This window comes from Candidatus Woesearchaeota archaeon (assembly GCA_016192995.1).
Taxonomy (GTDB): Archaea; Nanobdellota; Nanobdellia; order Woesearchaeales; family DSVV01; genus JACPTB01.
The window spans coordinates 131,785-148,010 of record JACPTB010000005.1; the positions used below are offsets into that span (position 1 = coordinate 131,785).

Genomic DNA, 16,226 nt, shown 5'->3' on the forward strand with positions numbered 1-16,226 from the left:
CAAAAAATAGTGTTATTTATATAAATCTAACTATAAAACTTTATAAATCGCTGCTTATTCATTACTTTTGGGTTTTAGGAGTTTACCATAATAATTAAGCAACTTATTATCTCATGGGAGGAATAGCTATGACACATCAACAACCAATTCAACCGATTTTTATTTTACCCGAAGGAACACAGAAAAACAGCGGCAGATCTGCACAACGCACTAATATTATGGCAGGAAAGCTTGTTGCTGAAACTGTTAGAACAACGTTAGGTCCAAAAGGCATGGATAAAATGCTGGTTGACTCCCTTGGTGAAGTTATTGTTACTAATGATGGCGTCACTATTCTTAAAGAAATGAACATTGAACATCCAACGGCTAAGATGATTGTTGACGTTGCAAAAACTCAAGAAGCTGAAGTTGGCGATGGCACCACAACAGCAGTTGTTATTGCAGGAGAATTATTAAAAAGAGCTGAAGAGTTATTGGAATTAAACATTCATCCAACTGTTATTGTCAAAGGATATAGATTAGCTACGGACAAAGCTCAAGAAATTCTTCATGATATTGCTGAACCTTTATCAGAAGATGATGATCAAACATTAGTCAATATTGCAGAAACTGCAATGACCGGGAAAGGCGCTGAAACAGCAAAAGAACATCTTTCCAGTATAACGGTAAGAGCAGTTAAAGCAGTAATGCGCAAAACTTCAGAAGGCATTGTGGTTGATCAAGAGGATATTAAAATTGAAAAGAAGCTTGGGGCAAGAGTTGAAGAATCTTGCTTAATCGAAGGGCTTGTTATTGACAAGGAAAAAGTTCATTCTGGCATGCCCATGTTAGTTAAAGATGCAAAAATTGCCTTGCTTGATTCTGCTATTGAAATTAAAAACACTGAAACAGATGCTAAAATCCAGATTAATGATCCGATGCAGATGCAGGCGTTTCTTGATCAAGAAGAACGAATGCTTCGCAACATGGTTGAAAAGATTGTTAATTCTGGAGCAACCGTTGTATTCTGCCAGAAAGGCATTGATGACTTAGCCCAACACTTCTTAGCCAAGAAAGGCATTTTTGCCGTGAGAAGAGTAAAGAAATCCGATATCGATGCTTTAGCAAAAGCAACAAGCGCAAAACTTATGACCAGTTTAGATGATTTAAGCGCTGAAAGTTTAGGGTATGCTGGATTTGTAGAAGAGAAAAAAGTAGGCTCTGAAACAATGACGTATGTTACCCAATGCCATAATCCTAAAGCAGTTACTATTCTCATTCGCGGCGGCACTGAACATGTTGTTGCTGAAATCAAACGCGCTCTTGAAGATGCTGTCGGCGATATTGCAAGCGCTTTAGCTTCAGGAAAGGTAGTGGCAGGAGCTGGCGCATGTGAAATGGAATTATTTCGCGGCTTAAAACAATTTGCTAATTCACTTTCTGGAAGAGAACAATTAGCAGTCAATGCATTTGCTGATGCCATGGAAATTGTTCCTAGAACATTAGCAGAAAATGCAGGTCTTGATCCAATAGATGTGTTAACTGAGTTAAAATCTAGCCACGACAAAGGTGTAAAATGGGCCGGGATTGATGTCTTCACTGGCAAAGTAATGGATGCATGGAAAGAACGAGTTATTGAACCATTAAAAATCAAAACGCAAGCTATAAGTTCAGCAGCAGAAGTTGCGCAAATGATTTTAAGAATTGACGATGTCATTGCTGCAAGTTCAGGCAAGAACCAGTCTCCTCAAGGTCAAGGCGGAATGTCTGATATGCCGATGATGTAGGCTCCACACTATTGTTTATTCATTACATTCATTAATCTTAATATCCCCTACTAAATAACAGCTTCCTGTAATCAGAATAAGATCTTTGTTCTGCGCAATGCTTTGAGCATATTTTATTGCTTCATTAACCTCTGTTATTTTCTTAGTTTTTTTAGAAAATAACTTTTCTAAATTATCAACAGTCATTGCTTTTGGAAAAGTGCTTTGTGAAAGAATAATTGTTTTCAAATTATGCATTGTTTCAATTAATGCCACGACTTTATTTATTTCAGGCCTTTGAATTGAGCCATAAATGAGAATTATATTGTTGAAATGTTTCTCGTTCATAATATTTTTTACTGCGTACAGCATAGCGGTAATTCCTGGAAGATTATGGGCGCAATCAATAAGAATGTTTTTTGCAATAAACTGCATTCTTCCTGACCATTGCACTGTTGCAATCCCTTTAATCATATTCTTTTCTGAGATCGCAATACCTTTCTGCCTTAATACTTTAACAGCTTCAACAGCTAATCCAGCGTTGCGTTTCTGATGTTCTCCGTATAAACCTACTCTTAATGCTGTTTTCTTAGCTATCATTACCGGCGCTTTTAGTGCCTGTGCCTTTTCTTTGATGACAAGTAATGCTTTGCCTGAGGCACCTGTTACTACGGGAATATTTTTCTTAATAATGCCGGCTTTTTCTCTTGCAATAGCTTTAACATTGCTGCCTAATATATCAACATGGTCAAGTCCAATATTGGTAATAATGCTTACTAATACATCATCATCTTCAATAATGTTAGTTGCATCCAATCTACCGCCTAAGCCGACTTCTAAAACAGCAATATCAACGTTATTTTGCTTGAAATAAACAAATGCCATTGCTGTAATGACTTCAAAAAAAGTTTCATCAGTTATGTATGGTTTAACTTCTTCATAAACACTTACTAATTCTTGTTCTGAAATGGTCTTATTATTTATTCTAAAACGTTCGGTGAACGAAAATAATGCAGGTGAGATATACATGCCAACATTATATCCTTGCAGGATAAGAATATTACTTACCATTGCGCAGGTGCTGCCTTTGCCATTGGTGCCAGCAACATGAATGTATTTCAATCCTCGTTCAGGATTGCCAAGTTTTTGTAGGAGCGATTTTATGCGATCAAGTCCTAATTTGATAGTATGGATTTTTCTGGCACTTAACTCCCTGATTACTTGTTCATAATTCATATTGCCTCCTGCTTCATTCTTTTATGATAATGCTTGAAAAACAACCACAAAGGTATCATTGAAATAATAAAAAGAACTGCTGACCATAATAAAAATGTTTTTACATCCATGTAATAACCTGCAATAATTGCTATGGGCACTGCTATTCCTGAAACACCGCGAAAAAAAGCAATGGCATTGGCAAATTCCCTTTTATGATAGAGGTCTCCAATTAAGGCGTTTGCTACAGGTTTTGCAATCGGTATTGATAGGGAAAAACAAATACTTGCTATAAAAAACACGATGTATTTTTGCGCAAACATAATTATGATTAATCCAATTATCCCCAGCAAACTTGCCAAATACATAAAGAATGATCGTTTATTATTATCAGACCATGATCCGACAATATAAGGAATCAAGATAGGAGTAACATAAATAATAAGCGTCAAAATGCCTATATCAATCATGCCAAATTTTTGGTTAATAATAATTGGCAATCTGCTGATAAGAAAGCCATACGCAAGATTTAAGGAAAAATAAACAGGAATTAATAACCATAATGCTTTATCTGCAAAAATATTTTTAAAACTAAAATGAATATTATCATCAAAGTTTTTGTCTTCAAGAAATGAAAGCATTATGACACCGATTAATCCACACCATGCCAAAAGTATGATGAGGAAATTATACGAGAAATATTCAAGAATCAATCCACTCCCCATAATCCCTGCAATATTGCCTATTCCCATTAATGAAAAAAATAATCCGTTATTTTGTCCAAGATTATTTCCTTCATTTGCTTTAACGACGTATAATGCCTGTACGGTCCATAATACTCCGCCAGCTAACCCTAATATACTTGCAATAGCCATCGTTAACCAGGGTATTTTCAAGATAGTTAATGCAATAAATGCGACATAGAGAAGACCGGTGATTAGCAATGCTTTTTTCGCGCCAGTTTTTTTAATTATCCATGGCGCTAAGAAGTTTCCAATAATAAGAAAAATATAAATTAAGGCAAGACTGATGAATGCAAGTTTTTCCAATCCTATTTCAGAATAAATTGCAGTAAAATACTGCTGAAATCCATTATAACCAAGAAACAATACTGCAAAACCGCTTGACAGCAGCAATATATTCTTTGAAATGTTATGTTTTATTATGTTCATGCAAAAATGCTCCTAATGCTCTGAATGCTTTTCCTCTATGACTGATCTGGTCTTTTTGTTTTTTGCTTAATGTTGAAAGTCGAATGTTATTGTTTGTTATGAAGATTCTTTCATACGGCAAAACATCTTTGTTTTGATCTTGAACATCATCTGCAATAGCGCCATGCATTTCTTCAACAAATAATTTTGGTTTTTTTCCAGGTTCGCAATAGCCAATTGCTGTTTTGAAATATGCTTTTCTGTCTTCTCCCGCTAATACTTTTAACAACCCTTTATAACCAAGCAGATTAAACATTAATTTTGCGTTATTACCAGGAAAATGAGGATATGCTTCAAAGAAAATGCCTGTGTCTTCCACTATCACTGCTTTTTTGTATTTGTTGGCAAATAATTCCGCATTACCTCGCGCAGTGTTTTCAACAGTCTCATCTTTATGTTCAATCTTTTCATCATTAATCTGAGTTACTTTGATACCATATTCTTTTAAAGCTAACTGCGCTTCTATGACTTTGTGGTTGTTGGTGGTTACTAAGGAGATTTCCATAATTTGTTGTTAATATGTTTAGTTTAAATAATTTTAGTAAGAAATAACTTCAAGACCATTGATGTTTTCAAAATGTTTTTTATTTCTGGTGATAATCTTACTAATCCCATTAGTTAAGAATAGTCCCGCAATTATAGAATCAAACTTTTCGATAGGTTTTCCTTTTCTTTTTAATTCCCAAGAAATAACTCTTATTTTTTCAAGAGCTTCTTTTGAGAATTCAACGAGATAAACTTCATTTAGGAATTCATCATAATACACTTTTTCAAGTTGATGACGCTTATTTTCTGGATCAAGACCAAAATAGATCTCAGCATAATTTATAATGGTGGTAGCTAAAGGTTCTTTTTGTTCTAAAATTACTTTTTTTAATTGTTCATCTCGTTCAAAGAGATCAATTATTGCAGTTGTATCAAGACCTATCATGCTAATCGCTTATTAAATGAGTCTCTAAAATCTTGCATTTCTTTTTTATCTATGGAACTTTTCGTTATTATTCCCCAGAATCTCATAATATTCTTTTGTTTCTTCTTAAAACTCAAAATTACATCTGAGAAACTCTTATCTTCAGTTTTCAATTCCTTGAGGAAATCATACGCTTCCTTTTTAATAGCGATATTAACACTTACCATAAGTACATAGTATGAGTACTCATATATATTTGTTTCGTTTAATAAGTTATTCGCTAATTGCGAATAACTATGATGAAATTACTAATTTCATCATATATATTTAAATATAACTTCGAAAAATGCAATCTTGGTGTAATTAATATGGGTTTTGTCATAGGAAAATACGGCGGATCATCTACCTCTACTCCTAGTAGTTTGGATGAAATAGTGATACTCTCAGAAGTTAATCCTGATCGAAGAATAGCTATTGTATCGGCGCCGGGCACTTCTAACTCTGGAAGCGAAGTCCAAGACTATAAATTAACTGATCTTCTTATTGCAAAAGCAAACAGGCATGCCCAAGAGCACTATCGTACTATTGCAGTCCCTGAAACCAATGGGAAAAAATCAACTAAAGAGCTTGATTTAGCAACTATTGATCGTTTTATTGAAATGAAATTGCGTGAAGCATATTATACTCATGATTCTACAGCTACTCTCGTTGCAGATACTATTACAGAAATTAATCACATGGCAGCTATGTTTAAAAATACAGCCGGTAACGAAATTAGTGTTCATCAACACTCTGTAAATGTACAATATTTAGGAGAAAAATTTGCAGCTCAAAATTTAGCTGGCGCTTATCGCGCAAAAGGCAAGGAAAAAGTAGTAGTTCTTGATCCTAAAGAGTTTATTTGTTTGAATGGAGAAAATCCCCTTGAAGGAAAGGTTTTGTTGGATGCAACTGTTGAAAAATTCAGACGATGGAAAGCAAGTGCTGATTTTGATCCTGAAGCACAGTATATTCTTCCAGGGTACTATGGGAAATCAGCCTCAGGAGAAATTTCTCTGTTAGGAAGAGATGGAACTAATATGAGCTTAGTTTTAGCTGGAATTGGCTTAGATCCAGATTTCTGTGAAAATTTTTCTGATGTACCTGGGATTTATGAAGCAAATCCAAAGTTAGTTCCTCATGCGCGTGTTATTAAGGAAGTTACACCAAAAGAGTTGCGGGAATTAGTTTCACGCGTTGATTTTAAAGTGTTTCAAGCTCGATCATTAGCACTTCTTGAACGAGTTCCTTATTTTCCTGAAATTCAGGTTAAAGATTTTGCTCATGCCCATGAACGAGGAACTGCAATTGTATCTTGTCGAGATGTTTCTGATCAAAATATTGTTGGTATAGGCGTAAGAGATGGAGTTACTTATATTAGAATCACTGATCCTGCAATGGCAGATCAAGAAGGTTATTTTGAAAAAGCATCAGGGATAATACGTAGTTTTGGCGCAAATATACTTCATGTTCGTGATTCAGCAACAGAAATAACTTTTTACGTATCTAAAAATTCTTATAAATCTCGCGGAGTAAAGCCAAATAATATTTATACCGCTTTAATGAAAGAGTTTAAATTTGAAAATCCAACTTCTGTAAAGATTGGCAATCATGGTTCAGTATTGGGTGTTATAGGCGGCAAAATGGACGCTCGTGTGATGGACGATATGAATGCTATCCTTAGATCTTCTGGTGTTCGCCAACAACCTTTTGTTACAGGTTCAGATGTTGCACTTTATACCATTGTTCATAAAGATGACATTACTAAATCAATTGGTAGTTTATATGATGCTTTAATTATAACGAGAACATCTTAGATAGAAAACATAAAAAAATAAAATGAGAAATTAATGATTTTAAGCTTTTCCTAAAATTCTAAATACTTTTGTTCCGCATGCTTTGCAGGTTCCTTTTGCTGCTTTCATGCCGTTTTTCATAACTGTTTCTTTTGCGTTTTCCATCTTAACTTCTTTTTTGCATTTCATGCATCTTCCTTTGTATTCAGGCATCTCTAACCACCTCAACGTTTAACATCATAGTAGCTTTATCAGCTAATACTGTTGTTCTAAGTACTTCTATTTATAACATTTTCCTCTTTACAAGGAGAAAATATTCAAATTATGATAAATACATAATTTTCTTATCTTGTAGTAGTTAAATGTACCTTGTTAAAACCATAATACTTATATATAGTTTTAACCTTCTATTTTTTATGCATAAAAACCTATTGCTAATTATGTTGCTCTTATTTTCAGTTATTTTTCTATCCCAGGGTTGTTCGTCAAATAAAAATACCCTGGAACAAATTCCTGTTGTTGTTCCAGAGTCTGAACAACCAAGTTTTGTTCCTGCAGAAAATGGTAATGTAGTTATTGTTCAACAAACAACAACTGTTTCCCCGTCTGAACAAACTCCAGCAGTAAAAGAAAATGAAGCTGTTGTTTATTCTGCTAAAGTCCCTGCTTCTGCGCCAAAGCGTCAAATTCTACGCCGAGGATCTTTCCAGCCAAAAACTCATCCTGTTGAAGGAAATTTAGTGATGTATTATAGTGATGACGAAAAAATTACTGGCACTGATGAAGAAACCTTGCTTGTTTTAGAGTTAACGAATGATTTTAGCTCAGCTTACGGACCAGATTTGCATGTTTATATAAGTACCATTCTTGATCTTGACCAAGCACATATATTTGAAGAAGGAGAGTTTGCAGATCTCGGCAGTTTAAAAGAGCTTAGTGGAAGACAATATTATGTTGTTTCTGATTATGCGAAAACATTGGAGTATAATTCTGTTGTTATTTATGCACCTGGATATAATGAAGTATATGGTGTAGCTTATTTATATTGAAGTTAAATAGTACGTATTAAGTCTTCTTCGGGTTTAGCGCCAGTTCAGCTTAAACGTATTATTTCGTTTGGATTTTTCTCTCTGGAACTCCGAAAAATCCACAAGGTAAGATTAAGAAGAGCTTCACAAAAGTAGGCGCTAAACCCCAGACTTAATACGTACGTTAAATAACAATATTTATATACCAATGTATGGAAAAGTATACTTATGAGGTGAGTTCATGAGAAAGATAGCTTTAATAGTGGTATTAATGCTGATAGCATTAATTGCAATAAGTTGTTCAAAAGGAGACGGAGAAGTAACTGATGTACCTCCGGCGTCTGCAGAAGATAGCGCTGGTGCTCCAGCAGATGGAGGAGAACAACCGACAGCAGCTCCGCCAGCATTGCCTGAAGATGCAACAGGTGGAGAATAAATTAACATTGTTTTTCCTTTTTTCTTTTTCTCAATTTATTTTGTAAATATTTATTAATCAATGATTATGTCGTTAGTTTATGCCCTTGTAGTATAGCCTGGATACTTGCTGACCTTGTCACGCAAGGATTAGCACGTAGTGCAAATAGTACGCAGCCCTGCGGAGGCTGCAGCCCGAGTTCGAATCTCGGCAAGGGCGTTTTTATCTTTTTTTCATTATGATGCAACTACTATTTCAACAACGAGAATGGATTACCCGTATAATTAATAATCAAAGCAAACAATAATATGACTAATATTCCAATAGCAACAAAACTCCATAATTTCATAGCATGATGTTTGTTTTTGATTAATTTTAATAGCATTATCTTCAGCATTTGACCACCATCAACGATGCCCAACGGTAATAGATTAGCTAATCCAATAAATAAGTTCAGCCAAAACAGCCATTTGAATAAATCTTTTAACCATAATACTAATGGCGTCCACCAGACCTGTTCGTATTCATCTTTTATCTTAACATGTTTCTTGATATTATTAACACCAATATACCCTTTTCCGTGATCGTCAGGATGTGCTATAGGTACGACAGTAAATTCTGTTTCTGCAGTTGCTAAGGTAATTGGTTCGTTTGGTACAGAACAATACTGCATTTGTTCCATAAAATATTGATAATCAGTAACAGGTTTGTTATTGACTGCTAAAATAACATCACCGGTTCTTAATCCACTTTGATAAGCAGGAAGAGTTTCATTACTCACCTCAAAAGTAAATCCATTATCTTGAAGAATTTTGCCTTCTAAAGGGACAAGCACAAAAGAAGATACAAATAAAATCAAAAGCGCTAACACAACATTTGAGACTGGACCAGCAGCTAAAATTGAATACTGCACAATATCCTCTTTTTTCGCCATTTTTTTCTCATCTGGTTCAACAAATGCAGCTGGGATAATAGGTAGTAATACTGATAAAAACGCAAATCCGCTTGATTTAACCTCAAGGTTATGGGCGCGGGCAACAACGCCATGAGAAAATTCATGGACCACTGCAAGAATAAAAATAGCAATGAGCCAGGTAGTAAATGAAAGATATCCTAATCCCGGAATATTAGTAAATGGCAATACCGGCACAACACCTGATGGCGTTGTTGCAGGAGCTGTAATTAATTTAATCATTAATTGGATGACCGAATAAGTAACAAAGAACATCCCTATAAATCCAACACCTGCACTGATATATCCAAACAATTTAACCCATTCGCGATATTTAGTTGCGATTTTATCCATTAAAGAAATCCCAAACTTGCTTTTATAGAGAATCATAAAGATCAAGGGGAATACAATCTTCTGAATATGGAGTTTATCACGTTTATGATAAAGAAACGCGGATAAAAACAGTACAAACACCATTGCCAAGACGATTTCAAAATTAAACATAGTTTTTAAGAATAAAGTACATTTATAAAGGTTTTGAAAATCAAGTATAAGGGCATAAATAACTCATATTGTTGCGGTACTGAGATATAATCTTGATACTTATCCCTCTACCTTTCTTAAAATTACATAATTTAAACATCTAAATTTATAAATTAAAAAATTTAGAAAGTATTTTATGTATGAAATTTACGCAACTGATACGTTTAAAGATATTTATGATTCTTTAGATAAAAATGAGCAGGATTGGATAGATAAGATTAAACAACATTTCAAAGAATATCCAACGGGAAAACCATTAGGTTATAAATGGTTTAGGGAAAAGAAATATTTGGACAAAAGACTTTATTTTCTTATTGATGAAAATACTAAAAGAATTTTGTTCGTATCATTTGCTTCTAAAAAAGAACAACAGGAAATAATTAATTTTATTAACTTAAATATGAGTGAATTGTTGAGCTACCTTAAATCTCTTTAGAATTTACTAACTCTTCCATGCCGTATATCTTCAAGGCTTAATTTTAATTGTATAAGAGCGTCATCTGCTATTTTTGCTTTTTTCTTTAAGGAATTATACTCTTCCATACTGATAGTAATCTTTTGTGCTTGCATATTATAAGTATTAGCTCTGTTATTTATAAAATTTATGGCTTAGCCATCATCCACATTATATCAAAATATTTTCTAAATGAATCAGCAACTTTAGGGTTTTTGATCAAAACTACGGTTGGCTTTTTGGTGAGTATGACGATCATCGTATTATTTTTCCAAATATTGATCTCAGCAGGTGTTGTATTTTCCATGTGCCTTATTTTAGTTAAATCAGGTCTTTTCACGCTTTCCTGAATATTGCCTCGTGCAGATTCGTTAAATATAATTTTTTGCTTTATTTTTTTCTTCGCCAACAATAATGCATGCTTATTAAAGAAATTTCTGACTCTTTCCTCATCTTCGCCTTTGCTTGCGCCAAACACATAATTAATATCTCCTTTTTTAAGGGTATCTCTCATCATTTTATAGACCGTTTCCATGCCCTGCCAGCCGGTAAAGATTTCTGCCTCAGTTTCATCGCCAACTAATTGCTGTTTTAATTTCAATGCAGGCAGTATATTTTTAATCTGCTTTTCTTGTTCAGTTATTTTATTCTTTTTATCATTGAGAAAATCAAGCAATCTATCAGGATTTACTGCTTTGAAATGCTTGGTATTGGCAATAATAACATGGCTCACTAACCCTTTGTTTGCCAATCGTTCTAATCCATCGTATACTTTAGACGTATGTATTTCTGTTTTTTTTATCAAAGCTCCTGTTGTGGTTGAACCTAGTTCTAATAATGTTAAGTAGATTTTGATTTCATTTTTAGTTAAACCAATATTTTCAAGTATTGTTTCAGTTTCCATTTTCTATTTATTTTTTTATGAGCAGCTTTTTACTAAACTTATCAAAATCTGATTCTATCTTTTGTGTTTTATTAAATGATTCGTATTCCTTCAATGCTTTTTTCTCAGCTTGTTTAAAAGAGATTTTGCCTTTATCTTCAAGAATCCTAAATTCATTAAATTCTAAAAATTTGTTTACACTTTTTGTTAAATCATTCATCTTCATTTCTACTTTATTTTCAATAATTCTTTCAATATAATCAAAGAAACTTGAGATGGTTCTTTCAAGTTGTTTAATCTCTTTTTCAGATAAGTAATTTTTAGCAATAACAACATCAGATCTCAATATTCTCCCTTTAGGTGCTAATTTCCAAGTTGTTAAACCCATGTTTTTCTTTTTGACATCTGCAGTTTCATAGATAATTTCAGCTGCAGTTTGTCCAGAGATTGCAAAGTGGAATTTATTTTGAACAGTTGCATAAAATTCCCGAGTAATTTCTGATTGTGGATCATAATCAATACTGCATTCAGCAAAAATATCTGTAATCTTTTGATAAATTCTTCGTTCACTTGCTCTAATCGAACGAACTCTCTCCAGTAATTCATCAAAATAATCCTTGCCAAAATATTTGCCATTTTTTAATCTTGTATCATCCATAGCAAATCCTTTTATAATATATTCTTTAAGAACATGTGTTGCCCAAATTCTGAAATGCGTTGCCTGTTTAGAATTTACCCTATATCCTACTGCAATTATTGCATCTAAGTTGTAGAATATCTGTTCTCTTTCAATATCCCTATTTCCTTCTTTTTGAACTATTCGAAAATTTCGAATAGTTGGAGTTTCATCTAATTCTTTAGAACTAAATATCTCTTTTAAGTGATAATTAATCGTGTTTGCTTCTACACCAAAAAGTTCAGCCATTCTCTTTTGTGTAAGCCATATCGTTTCATTATATAAAAATGCCTCTACTTTGACATTACCTTCAGGAGTAGTATAAATTAAAAAATCTGTACTTTTATCTCCTTGCATCAAATCTTTACTCATAAGTAAACACCATTGGGATTGTAGATAATAATGGTTTATAAGTTCTATCTTCTTTAAATAGTTTATCATTCTCCCTTAAGGGAGGAAGAATATTAATATACTGATCTCATGTTCTATAGCTGGTGTTAAGGGGGAATAAGGGATTATTATGGCAGAATATAATGAAGCACAAGTATGGTCAGCAATTCATGGCGAGAATCACCCGGCTTTAGTCGGAGATGAAAAAACTATTGCTGGTTATATGCCTTTGGTGGAAAGATTATTTCCAGGCATAAATTATTTTTCTATAACGGGATTTAACCAAGTTATGAGAGATTATGTTCAACCTGCTTTATCAAAGAAATTTCCAGATTTAGTAAAAAAATCTGCTCAAGAAGTCAGTAGGGATAGGATTGTTGGCGTAGAAGCACTTTTGCCTTCAAAAGGATATGAACATTTAGACAATCCGCAATGGAAGGAAAGACTTGATGAACTTCTTCGATAAATCCAAAAACGAAGTTTTTGCTATCTGTTTTTCTGAAAGAAAAACCTGCGCGCGTCTCTCCTATTGGGTGGGAGAAAAAAATATTATTTCCTATTTCTTTGTTTGAACTCTAACTTGTAGGCATTCTCAAAAATTGAAACTATCAACAATTAATAAAGCTGTCTTTAATTTATTTTGGAGCTTCTACTCCTCAAGCAACATTTATTTTAGAGCAAGAAATCAAAAAAACCATAAAAAATAAATTGCAACATGATGCTAAAGTTGAAGAATACTTCATTCTCCTTTCAACTCCCCCAGAAATGGATGAAACAATGAAAGAAAGAATTGAGTTCTCACATCTGATGAAACAGGAATGTGTAAGCAATAAAGAACTGGAAAATCATAGTCGAAAATATCCTGCTTTATTTTTCAATACTTATTCAAAACAAGAAGTTTTTAACTTTCTGCAAAATAAACTTAGCCAATCTAAAACAAATGAAGAAATAGATCAGGAAATAACAAAAATAGAACAAGGCTTGCAAAAAACAAAAAACCTGCATGAACAAATTTATGCTGAACTCCAAAATGCAGATTTGCACTATTACGCAAAAATACTTCAAAACAATGGTTTATACCGTTATAAGCTAAAGCACGTCTGGAGTGGTGCAGAGTACTTATGTTTGGATTTTATTTTAGAACTATGCAAACGAATTGGAATTCATTTTGATGATTTTATTAAAACTTACATGTTTTCCGATATTCATGATTTTCTTTTAGGAAAAAGTGAATTGTCAAAAGCTGAAATAGAATCAAGGAAAAAATGTTTTGTTATTCACCATAAAAATCAGGCAACAAATATTTATTCTGGCGATGAAGCTATTGCTTATAAAAATAAGTTTATTATTTCAGAAGAAAACTATAAGCAGCTATCAAACATAATTAAAGGAATGACTGCAAATAAAGGTAAAATTACCGCTAAAGCACGAGTAGTTCATGTTAAAGATTTGCAGCAATTTGCTTTAGATTGCCAGCAATTTCAAAAAGGTGAAATTCTGGTAACAACAATGACCTCTCCACTTATGGTACCTATCATTGAAAAAGCATCTGGCATTATTACTGATGAAGGAGGCATATGTTCTCATGCAGCAATCATTTCAAGGGAGTTTGGCATTCCGTGCATTGTAGGAACAAATGGAGCATCGTTTAGCATTAAGACTGGTGATGTTATTGAGTTGGATGGTGATAATAGTGTTATTAAAAAAATCTTGTAAATCATCTTAAAAACACTTAAAATTACCGTACGTAATAAGTCCTCCTTAGGTTTTAGCGCCGGTTCAGCTTTTGAAGTGTTCTTCAATTGGATTTTTCTCTCTGGAACTCCGAAAAATCCCCAATAAAGATATTGAGGAGCTTCACAAAAGCAGGTGCTAAAACCCCAGACTTATTACGTACAAATTACCGCAAACTATATAAACAAGTTATACTTGATGTTTAAACATGGTAGAGCTTGAACTTAAAGAATGGGGAAATTCAATTGGCGTTATTTTGCCTGCTGAAAAATTGAAAGAATTACATTTATACAAAGGAGATAAAGTAGAGATAACTATTATTCCTAAAAGAAGAGTAAATGGTTTTGGTATTTGGAAGGGTGCAAAATCATTCCAAAGAGAACATGATGATCATGAGGATTTTTGCTGATGAGATATGTGGTTGATACCTATGCATGGATTGAATATTTTAACGGTTCTTCTAAAGGAAAAATATTCGAAAAAATATTGTTAACTTCAGAAAATGAGTTATTAACGATTCAATGTTCATTAGCAGAAATAATAAATTGGGCTTTACGTGAAGAAACTTCTTTTGAAGAAGCTTATAAAGTTATTAGGGCAAATTCAACTATAATTACTCTTAGTGATTTTGATTGGATTGATGCTGGTAAAGAGCGCTTTCAACAGAGAAAAACTCAAAAAGATTTTGGTTTAATTGATGCTGTGCTGTTAGTAAAGCAAAAGCAATATAATGCTAAGCTTATTTCAGGCGATAAACATTTTAAAAATTTAAAGAATGTGATTTTTCTTGCATAGCTTAATTTAGATCATTAAAATCTATATAACTTCCTTTCAAAATCAATAACTTTTCCTTTTTCAAATAAAATTCCTTCCCCTCTTAGCATCTTTATTTTCTTAGAAGAATTCATCTTTCCGCAATAACCGCCTAAACTGCCATTAGAACAAACAACTCGGTGGCAGGGAACATTTGGTGCATAAGGATTTCTTTTTAATGCATTACCTACAGCTCTATATACCTGCCCTTTTCCAAGTTTTCTACCTATCTCTTTATAGGTTGTCACTTTCCCTTTTGGAATTTTCTTGCATAATTCCCAGACTTGTTGATTGAATGACATTTTAATGTGATTAATTAAAAACTATAATCCTTTAAAAATATTTCTTAGTTCAGTATGTGAGGCTCCCCATTTTGCAGGTCTAAAATTTCTTAATTTGTCTAAAAACCTCTTTTGTAATGCAATTTTATCCATTCATTCATAGTAGTTTCACTCATTAATAAACCTATTGACATTTTTTTCGGAACTTTTTATGTTATCGTCGAAAAGTTTACGGAATTAAGTTTAATAATTAAACAGTACTGTTTAAAAAGAAAACATTTAAATATTTGTTTGATTATACGCTTTGTATGGGCGAAACAAATTTCACTTATTTTTTAGGAAATACCCCTATGGTCAGAATTTTGGATATGCTTTTAATAGGTAAACATCTAGACTACAGCATTTCAGATATTGCAGAACAAGCTGAAGTAAGTAGAGCTACTTTCTACAAAATGTTAGAAAGACTTCTTAAAGAACAGATTATTATTCCTACTAAAAAATATGGCAACATGCAATTATATCGTATTAATTTAGATAATCCTTACATTAAAGAATTAGCAAAACTTCAGGATAAATGGGCAAAATTAGGCAGTGAAGAATTGTTAACTAAACAGCAAAAGATTAAATTATCTACAGTGATATAATGCTATTTACCTCTTATATGGCCAACTTCAAAACATCTTTTTCTCCCAGAAATTCCAAACATCTTCTTTCATAACAACAAATTCATAATTTCTTAGGCAATTTGCAAATTCTAATCTGATTTCATTAATAATTTTATACATATATCACTAATTTATTCTTTCCTTCAGGAAGCATCTCAACTTCTTTTCCTTTTTCTAATTCTAAAAACTCAATAATCTTTTTAGGGAGACGTATGTCAAGCGTTGTCCCAGCTTCACCAATTTTAGTTTTTGCTTTCAAATCCCATAATCCTTTCTTTTTAGCAAGTGCTGTCATTTTCTTTGATTCTTCTTCATCATAAAATATTTCTCCACAAGCACTGCAAACTTGTGCATTAAATTTACCTAAACTTACTCCGTAGAGTGTATAAGCTACTTTTTTATCATGTAAATTTCCCTTTTCACAAATATAGCATTTTTCGATAGCAATCACCTATTCAATCATAACAGTTTTGATA

Annotated in this window: 22 protein-coding genes and 1 tRNA gene; 11 read left to right on the forward strand and 12 right to left on the reverse strand. The window is 33.0% G+C overall.

Going from position 1 to position 16,226, the window contains the following annotated elements:
- Positions 1-128: 128 nt before the first annotated feature.
- On the forward strand, positions 129-1,766 hold the full coding sequence (locus HYY69_04310; GenBank protein MBI3032673.1) for a TCP-1/cpn60 chaperonin family protein: 1,638 nt from the start codon (positions 129-131) through the stop codon (positions 1,764-1,766).
- A gap of 15 nt (positions 1,767-1,781) precedes the next feature.
- Here HYY69_04310 and HYY69_04315 read toward each other — a convergent pair whose 3' ends face one another.
- The 5 genes from HYY69_04315 to HYY69_04335 are packed head-to-tail and all read right to left on the reverse strand — an operon-like array spanning position 1,782 to position 5,308.
- The gene (locus tag HYY69_04315) at positions 1,782-2,981 is read right to left on the reverse strand and encodes a bifunctional folylpolyglutamate synthase/dihydrofolate synthase (protein MBI3032674.1); all 1,200 of its coding nucleotides are present in this window, start codon (positions 2,979-2,981) and stop codon (positions 1,782-1,784) included.
- Positions 2,978-4,132 (reverse strand): MFS transporter, encoded by a 1,155-nt coding sequence (locus HYY69_04320; protein ID MBI3032675.1) that lies wholly within the window; start codon positions 4,130-4,132, stop codon positions 2,978-2,980. The genes HYY69_04315 and HYY69_04320 overlap by 4 nt, the downstream gene beginning before the upstream one ends.
- Complete coding sequence (locus HYY69_04325) at positions 4,113-4,676, reverse strand: hypothetical protein (protein MBI3032676.1); 564 nt, start codon at positions 4,674-4,676, stop codon at positions 4,113-4,115. The genes HYY69_04320 and HYY69_04325 overlap by 20 nt, the downstream gene beginning before the upstream one ends.
- A gap of 33 nt (positions 4,677-4,709) precedes the next feature.
- Complete coding sequence (locus HYY69_04330; protein MBI3032677.1) at positions 4,710-5,102, reverse strand: type II toxin-antitoxin system VapC family toxin; 393 nt, start codon at positions 5,100-5,102, stop codon at positions 4,710-4,712.
- Positions 5,099-5,308, reverse strand: coding sequence for a hypothetical protein (locus tag HYY69_04335; protein MBI3032678.1), 210 nt, complete (start codon positions 5,306-5,308; stop codon positions 5,099-5,101). Before HYY69_04335 ends, HYY69_04330 begins: the two co-directional genes overlap by 4 nt.
- A 141-nt stretch (positions 5,309-5,449) precedes the next feature.
- Between HYY69_04335 and HYY69_04340 the strand changes: the two genes are divergently transcribed.
- On the forward strand, positions 5,450-6,937 hold the full coding sequence (locus HYY69_04340) for an aspartate kinase (protein MBI3032679.1): 1,488 nt from the start codon (positions 5,450-5,452) through the stop codon (positions 6,935-6,937).
- Positions 6,938-6,976: 39 nt separating this feature from the next.
- Here HYY69_04340 and HYY69_04345 read toward each other — a convergent pair whose 3' ends face one another.
- On the reverse strand, positions 6,977-7,129 hold the full coding sequence (locus tag HYY69_04345; GenBank protein MBI3032680.1) for a hypothetical protein: 153 nt from the start codon (positions 7,127-7,129) through the stop codon (positions 6,977-6,979).
- A gap of 203 nt (positions 7,130-7,332) precedes the next feature.
- On the opposite strand from HYY69_04345, the gene HYY69_04350 reads away from it, so the two are divergent.
- From HYY69_04350 to HYY69_04360, 3 genes are all read left to right on the forward strand, one after another.
- Complete coding sequence (locus HYY69_04350) at positions 7,333-7,965, forward strand: DM13 domain-containing protein (GenBank protein MBI3032681.1); 633 nt, start codon at positions 7,333-7,335, stop codon at positions 7,963-7,965.
- 220 nt (positions 7,966-8,185) lie between these two features.
- Positions 8,186-8,380: a hypothetical protein gene (locus HYY69_04355; protein MBI3032682.1), complete on the forward strand. Its 195-nt coding sequence runs from the start codon at positions 8,186-8,188 to the stop codon at positions 8,378-8,380.
- 81 nt (positions 8,381-8,461) lie between these two features.
- Positions 8,462-8,578: transfer RNA gene (locus HYY69_04360), tRNA-Arg, on the forward strand.
- Between the two features lie 31 nt (positions 8,579-8,609).
- Here HYY69_04360 and HYY69_04365 read toward each other — a convergent pair.
- Complete coding sequence (locus HYY69_04365) at positions 8,610-9,815, reverse strand: site-2 protease family protein (GenBank protein MBI3032683.1); 1,206 nt, start codon at positions 9,813-9,815, stop codon at positions 8,610-8,612.
- 175 nt (positions 9,816-9,990) lie between these two features.
- On the opposite strand from HYY69_04365, the gene HYY69_04370 reads away from it, so the two are divergent.
- Complete coding sequence (locus HYY69_04370; GenBank protein MBI3032684.1) at positions 9,991-10,290, forward strand: hypothetical protein; 300 nt, start codon at positions 9,991-9,993, stop codon at positions 10,288-10,290.
- On the opposite strand, the gene HYY69_04375 is transcribed toward HYY69_04370, so the two are convergent.
- The 3 genes from HYY69_04375 to HYY69_04385 are packed head-to-tail and all read right to left on the reverse strand — an operon-like array spanning position 10,287 to position 12,224.
- Positions 10,287-10,424, reverse strand: coding sequence for a hypothetical protein (locus HYY69_04375; protein ID MBI3032685.1), 138 nt, complete (start codon positions 10,422-10,424; stop codon positions 10,287-10,289). The two genes, HYY69_04370 and HYY69_04375, sit on opposite strands and share 4 nt — an antisense overlap.
- Positions 10,425-10,456: 32 nt before the next feature.
- On the reverse strand, positions 10,457-11,212 hold the full coding sequence (locus HYY69_04380; protein ID MBI3032686.1) for a hypothetical protein: 756 nt from the start codon (positions 11,210-11,212) through the stop codon (positions 10,457-10,459).
- A 7-nt stretch (positions 11,213-11,219) separates the two neighbouring features.
- On the reverse strand, positions 11,220-12,224 hold the full coding sequence (locus tag HYY69_04385) for a virulence RhuM family protein (GenBank protein ID MBI3032687.1): 1,005 nt from the start codon (positions 12,222-12,224) through the stop codon (positions 11,220-11,222).
- Positions 12,225-12,387: 163 nt separating this feature from the next.
- Between HYY69_04385 and HYY69_04390 the strand changes: the two genes are divergently transcribed.
- The 4 genes from HYY69_04390 (at position 12,388) to HYY69_04405 (ending at position 14,786) form a co-directional block, all read left to right on the forward strand.
- Positions 12,388-12,723: a hypothetical protein gene (locus HYY69_04390; GenBank protein MBI3032688.1), complete on the forward strand. Its 336-nt coding sequence runs from the start codon at positions 12,388-12,390 to the stop codon at positions 12,721-12,723.
- A 299-nt stretch (positions 12,724-13,022) separates the two neighbouring features.
- Positions 13,023-13,973 (forward strand): hypothetical protein, encoded by a 951-nt coding sequence (locus HYY69_04395; protein MBI3032689.1) that lies wholly within the window; start codon positions 13,023-13,025, stop codon positions 13,971-13,973.
- Positions 13,974-14,199: 226 nt separating this feature from the next.
- Complete coding sequence (locus tag HYY69_04400; GenBank protein ID MBI3032690.1) at positions 14,200-14,400, forward strand: AbrB/MazE/SpoVT family DNA-binding domain-containing protein; 201 nt, start codon at positions 14,200-14,202, stop codon at positions 14,398-14,400.
- A complete protein-coding gene (locus tag HYY69_04405; GenBank protein MBI3032691.1) occupies positions 14,400-14,786 on the forward strand; it encodes a PIN domain-containing protein in 387 nt (128 codons plus the stop codon). Before HYY69_04400 ends, HYY69_04405 begins: the two co-directional genes overlap by 1 nt.
- A gap of 14 nt (positions 14,787-14,800) precedes the next feature.
- On the opposite strand, the gene HYY69_04410 is transcribed toward HYY69_04405, so the two are convergent.
- On the reverse strand, positions 14,801-15,106 hold the full coding sequence (locus tag HYY69_04410) for an MGMT family protein (GenBank protein MBI3032692.1): 306 nt from the start codon (positions 15,104-15,106) through the stop codon (positions 14,801-14,803).
- Between the two features lie 287 nt (positions 15,107-15,393).
- On the opposite strand from HYY69_04410, the gene HYY69_04415 reads away from it, so the two are divergent.
- Complete coding sequence (locus tag HYY69_04415) at positions 15,394-15,729, forward strand: winged helix-turn-helix transcriptional regulator (protein ID MBI3032693.1); 336 nt, start codon at positions 15,394-15,396, stop codon at positions 15,727-15,729.
- A gap of 133 nt (positions 15,730-15,862) precedes the next feature.
- Here HYY69_04415 and HYY69_04420 read toward each other — a convergent pair whose 3' ends face one another.
- Complete coding sequence (locus HYY69_04420; GenBank protein ID MBI3032694.1) at positions 15,863-16,201, reverse strand: hypothetical protein; 339 nt, start codon at positions 16,199-16,201, stop codon at positions 15,863-15,865.
- Between the last annotated feature and the right edge of the window lie 25 nt (positions 16,202-16,226).

Bases quoted from the DNA above. Each gene is read 5' to 3' on its own strand.
- HYY69_04410 (MBI3032692.1), bottom strand. From the start codon at position 15,106: ATGTCATTCAATCAACAAGTCTGGGAATTATGCAAGAAAATTCCAAAA.
- HYY69_04375 (MBI3032685.1), bottom strand. From the start codon at position 10,424: ATGCAAGCACAAAAGATTACTATCAGTATGGAAGAGTATAATTCCTTA.
- HYY69_04330 (MBI3032677.1), bottom strand. From the start codon at position 5,102: ATGATAGGTCTTGATACAACTGCAATAATTGATCTCTTTGAACGAGAT.
- HYY69_04350 (MBI3032681.1), top strand. From the start codon at position 7,333: ATGCATAAAAACCTATTGCTAATTATGTTGCTCTTATTTTCAGTTATT.
- HYY69_04355 (MBI3032682.1), top strand. From the start codon at position 8,186: ATGAGAAAGATAGCTTTAATAGTGGTATTAATGCTGATAGCATTAATT.
- HYY69_04380 (MBI3032686.1), bottom strand. From the start codon at position 11,212: ATGGAAACTGAAACAATACTTGAAAATATTGGTTTAACTAAAAATGAA.
- HYY69_04385 (MBI3032687.1), bottom strand. From the start codon at position 12,224: ATGCAAGGAGATAAAAGTACAGATTTTTTAATTTATACTACTCCTGAA.
- HYY69_04315 (MBI3032674.1), bottom strand. From the start codon at position 2,981: ATGAATTATGAACAAGTAATCAGGGAGTTAAGTGCCAGAAAAATCCAT.
- HYY69_04310 (MBI3032673.1), top strand. From the start codon at position 129: ATGACACATCAACAACCAATTCAACCGATTTTTATTTTACCCGAAGGA.
- HYY69_04415 (MBI3032693.1), top strand. From the start codon at position 15,394: ATGGGCGAAACAAATTTCACTTATTTTTTAGGAAATACCCCTATGGTC.
- HYY69_04365 (MBI3032683.1), bottom strand. From the start codon at position 9,815: ATGTTTAATTTTGAAATCGTCTTGGCAATGGTGTTTGTACTGTTTTTA.
- HYY69_04320 (MBI3032675.1), bottom strand. From the start codon at position 4,132: ATGAACATAATAAAACATAACATTTCAAAGAATATATTGCTGCTGTCA.
- HYY69_04345 (MBI3032680.1), bottom strand. From the start codon at position 7,129: ATGCCTGAATACAAAGGAAGATGCATGAAATGCAAAAAAGAAGTTAAG.
- HYY69_04390 (MBI3032688.1), top strand. From the start codon at position 12,388: ATGGCAGAATATAATGAAGCACAAGTATGGTCAGCAATTCATGGCGAG.
- HYY69_04340 (MBI3032679.1), top strand. From the start codon at position 5,450: ATGGGTTTTGTCATAGGAAAATACGGCGGATCATCTACCTCTACTCCT.
- HYY69_04370 (MBI3032684.1), top strand. From the start codon at position 9,991: ATGTATGAAATTTACGCAACTGATACGTTTAAAGATATTTATGATTCT.
- HYY69_04405 (MBI3032691.1), top strand. From the start codon at position 14,400: ATGAGATATGTGGTTGATACCTATGCATGGATTGAATATTTTAACGGT.
- HYY69_04335 (MBI3032678.1), bottom strand. From the start codon at position 5,308: ATGGTAAGTGTTAATATCGCTATTAAAAAGGAAGCGTATGATTTCCTC.
- HYY69_04395 (MBI3032689.1), top strand. From the start codon at position 13,023: ATGGATGAAACAATGAAAGAAAGAATTGAGTTCTCACATCTGATGAAA.
- HYY69_04325 (MBI3032676.1), bottom strand. From the start codon at position 4,676: ATGGAAATCTCCTTAGTAACCACCAACAACCACAAAGTCATAGAAGCG.
- HYY69_04400 (MBI3032690.1), top strand. From the start codon at position 14,200: ATGGTAGAGCTTGAACTTAAAGAATGGGGAAATTCAATTGGCGTTATT.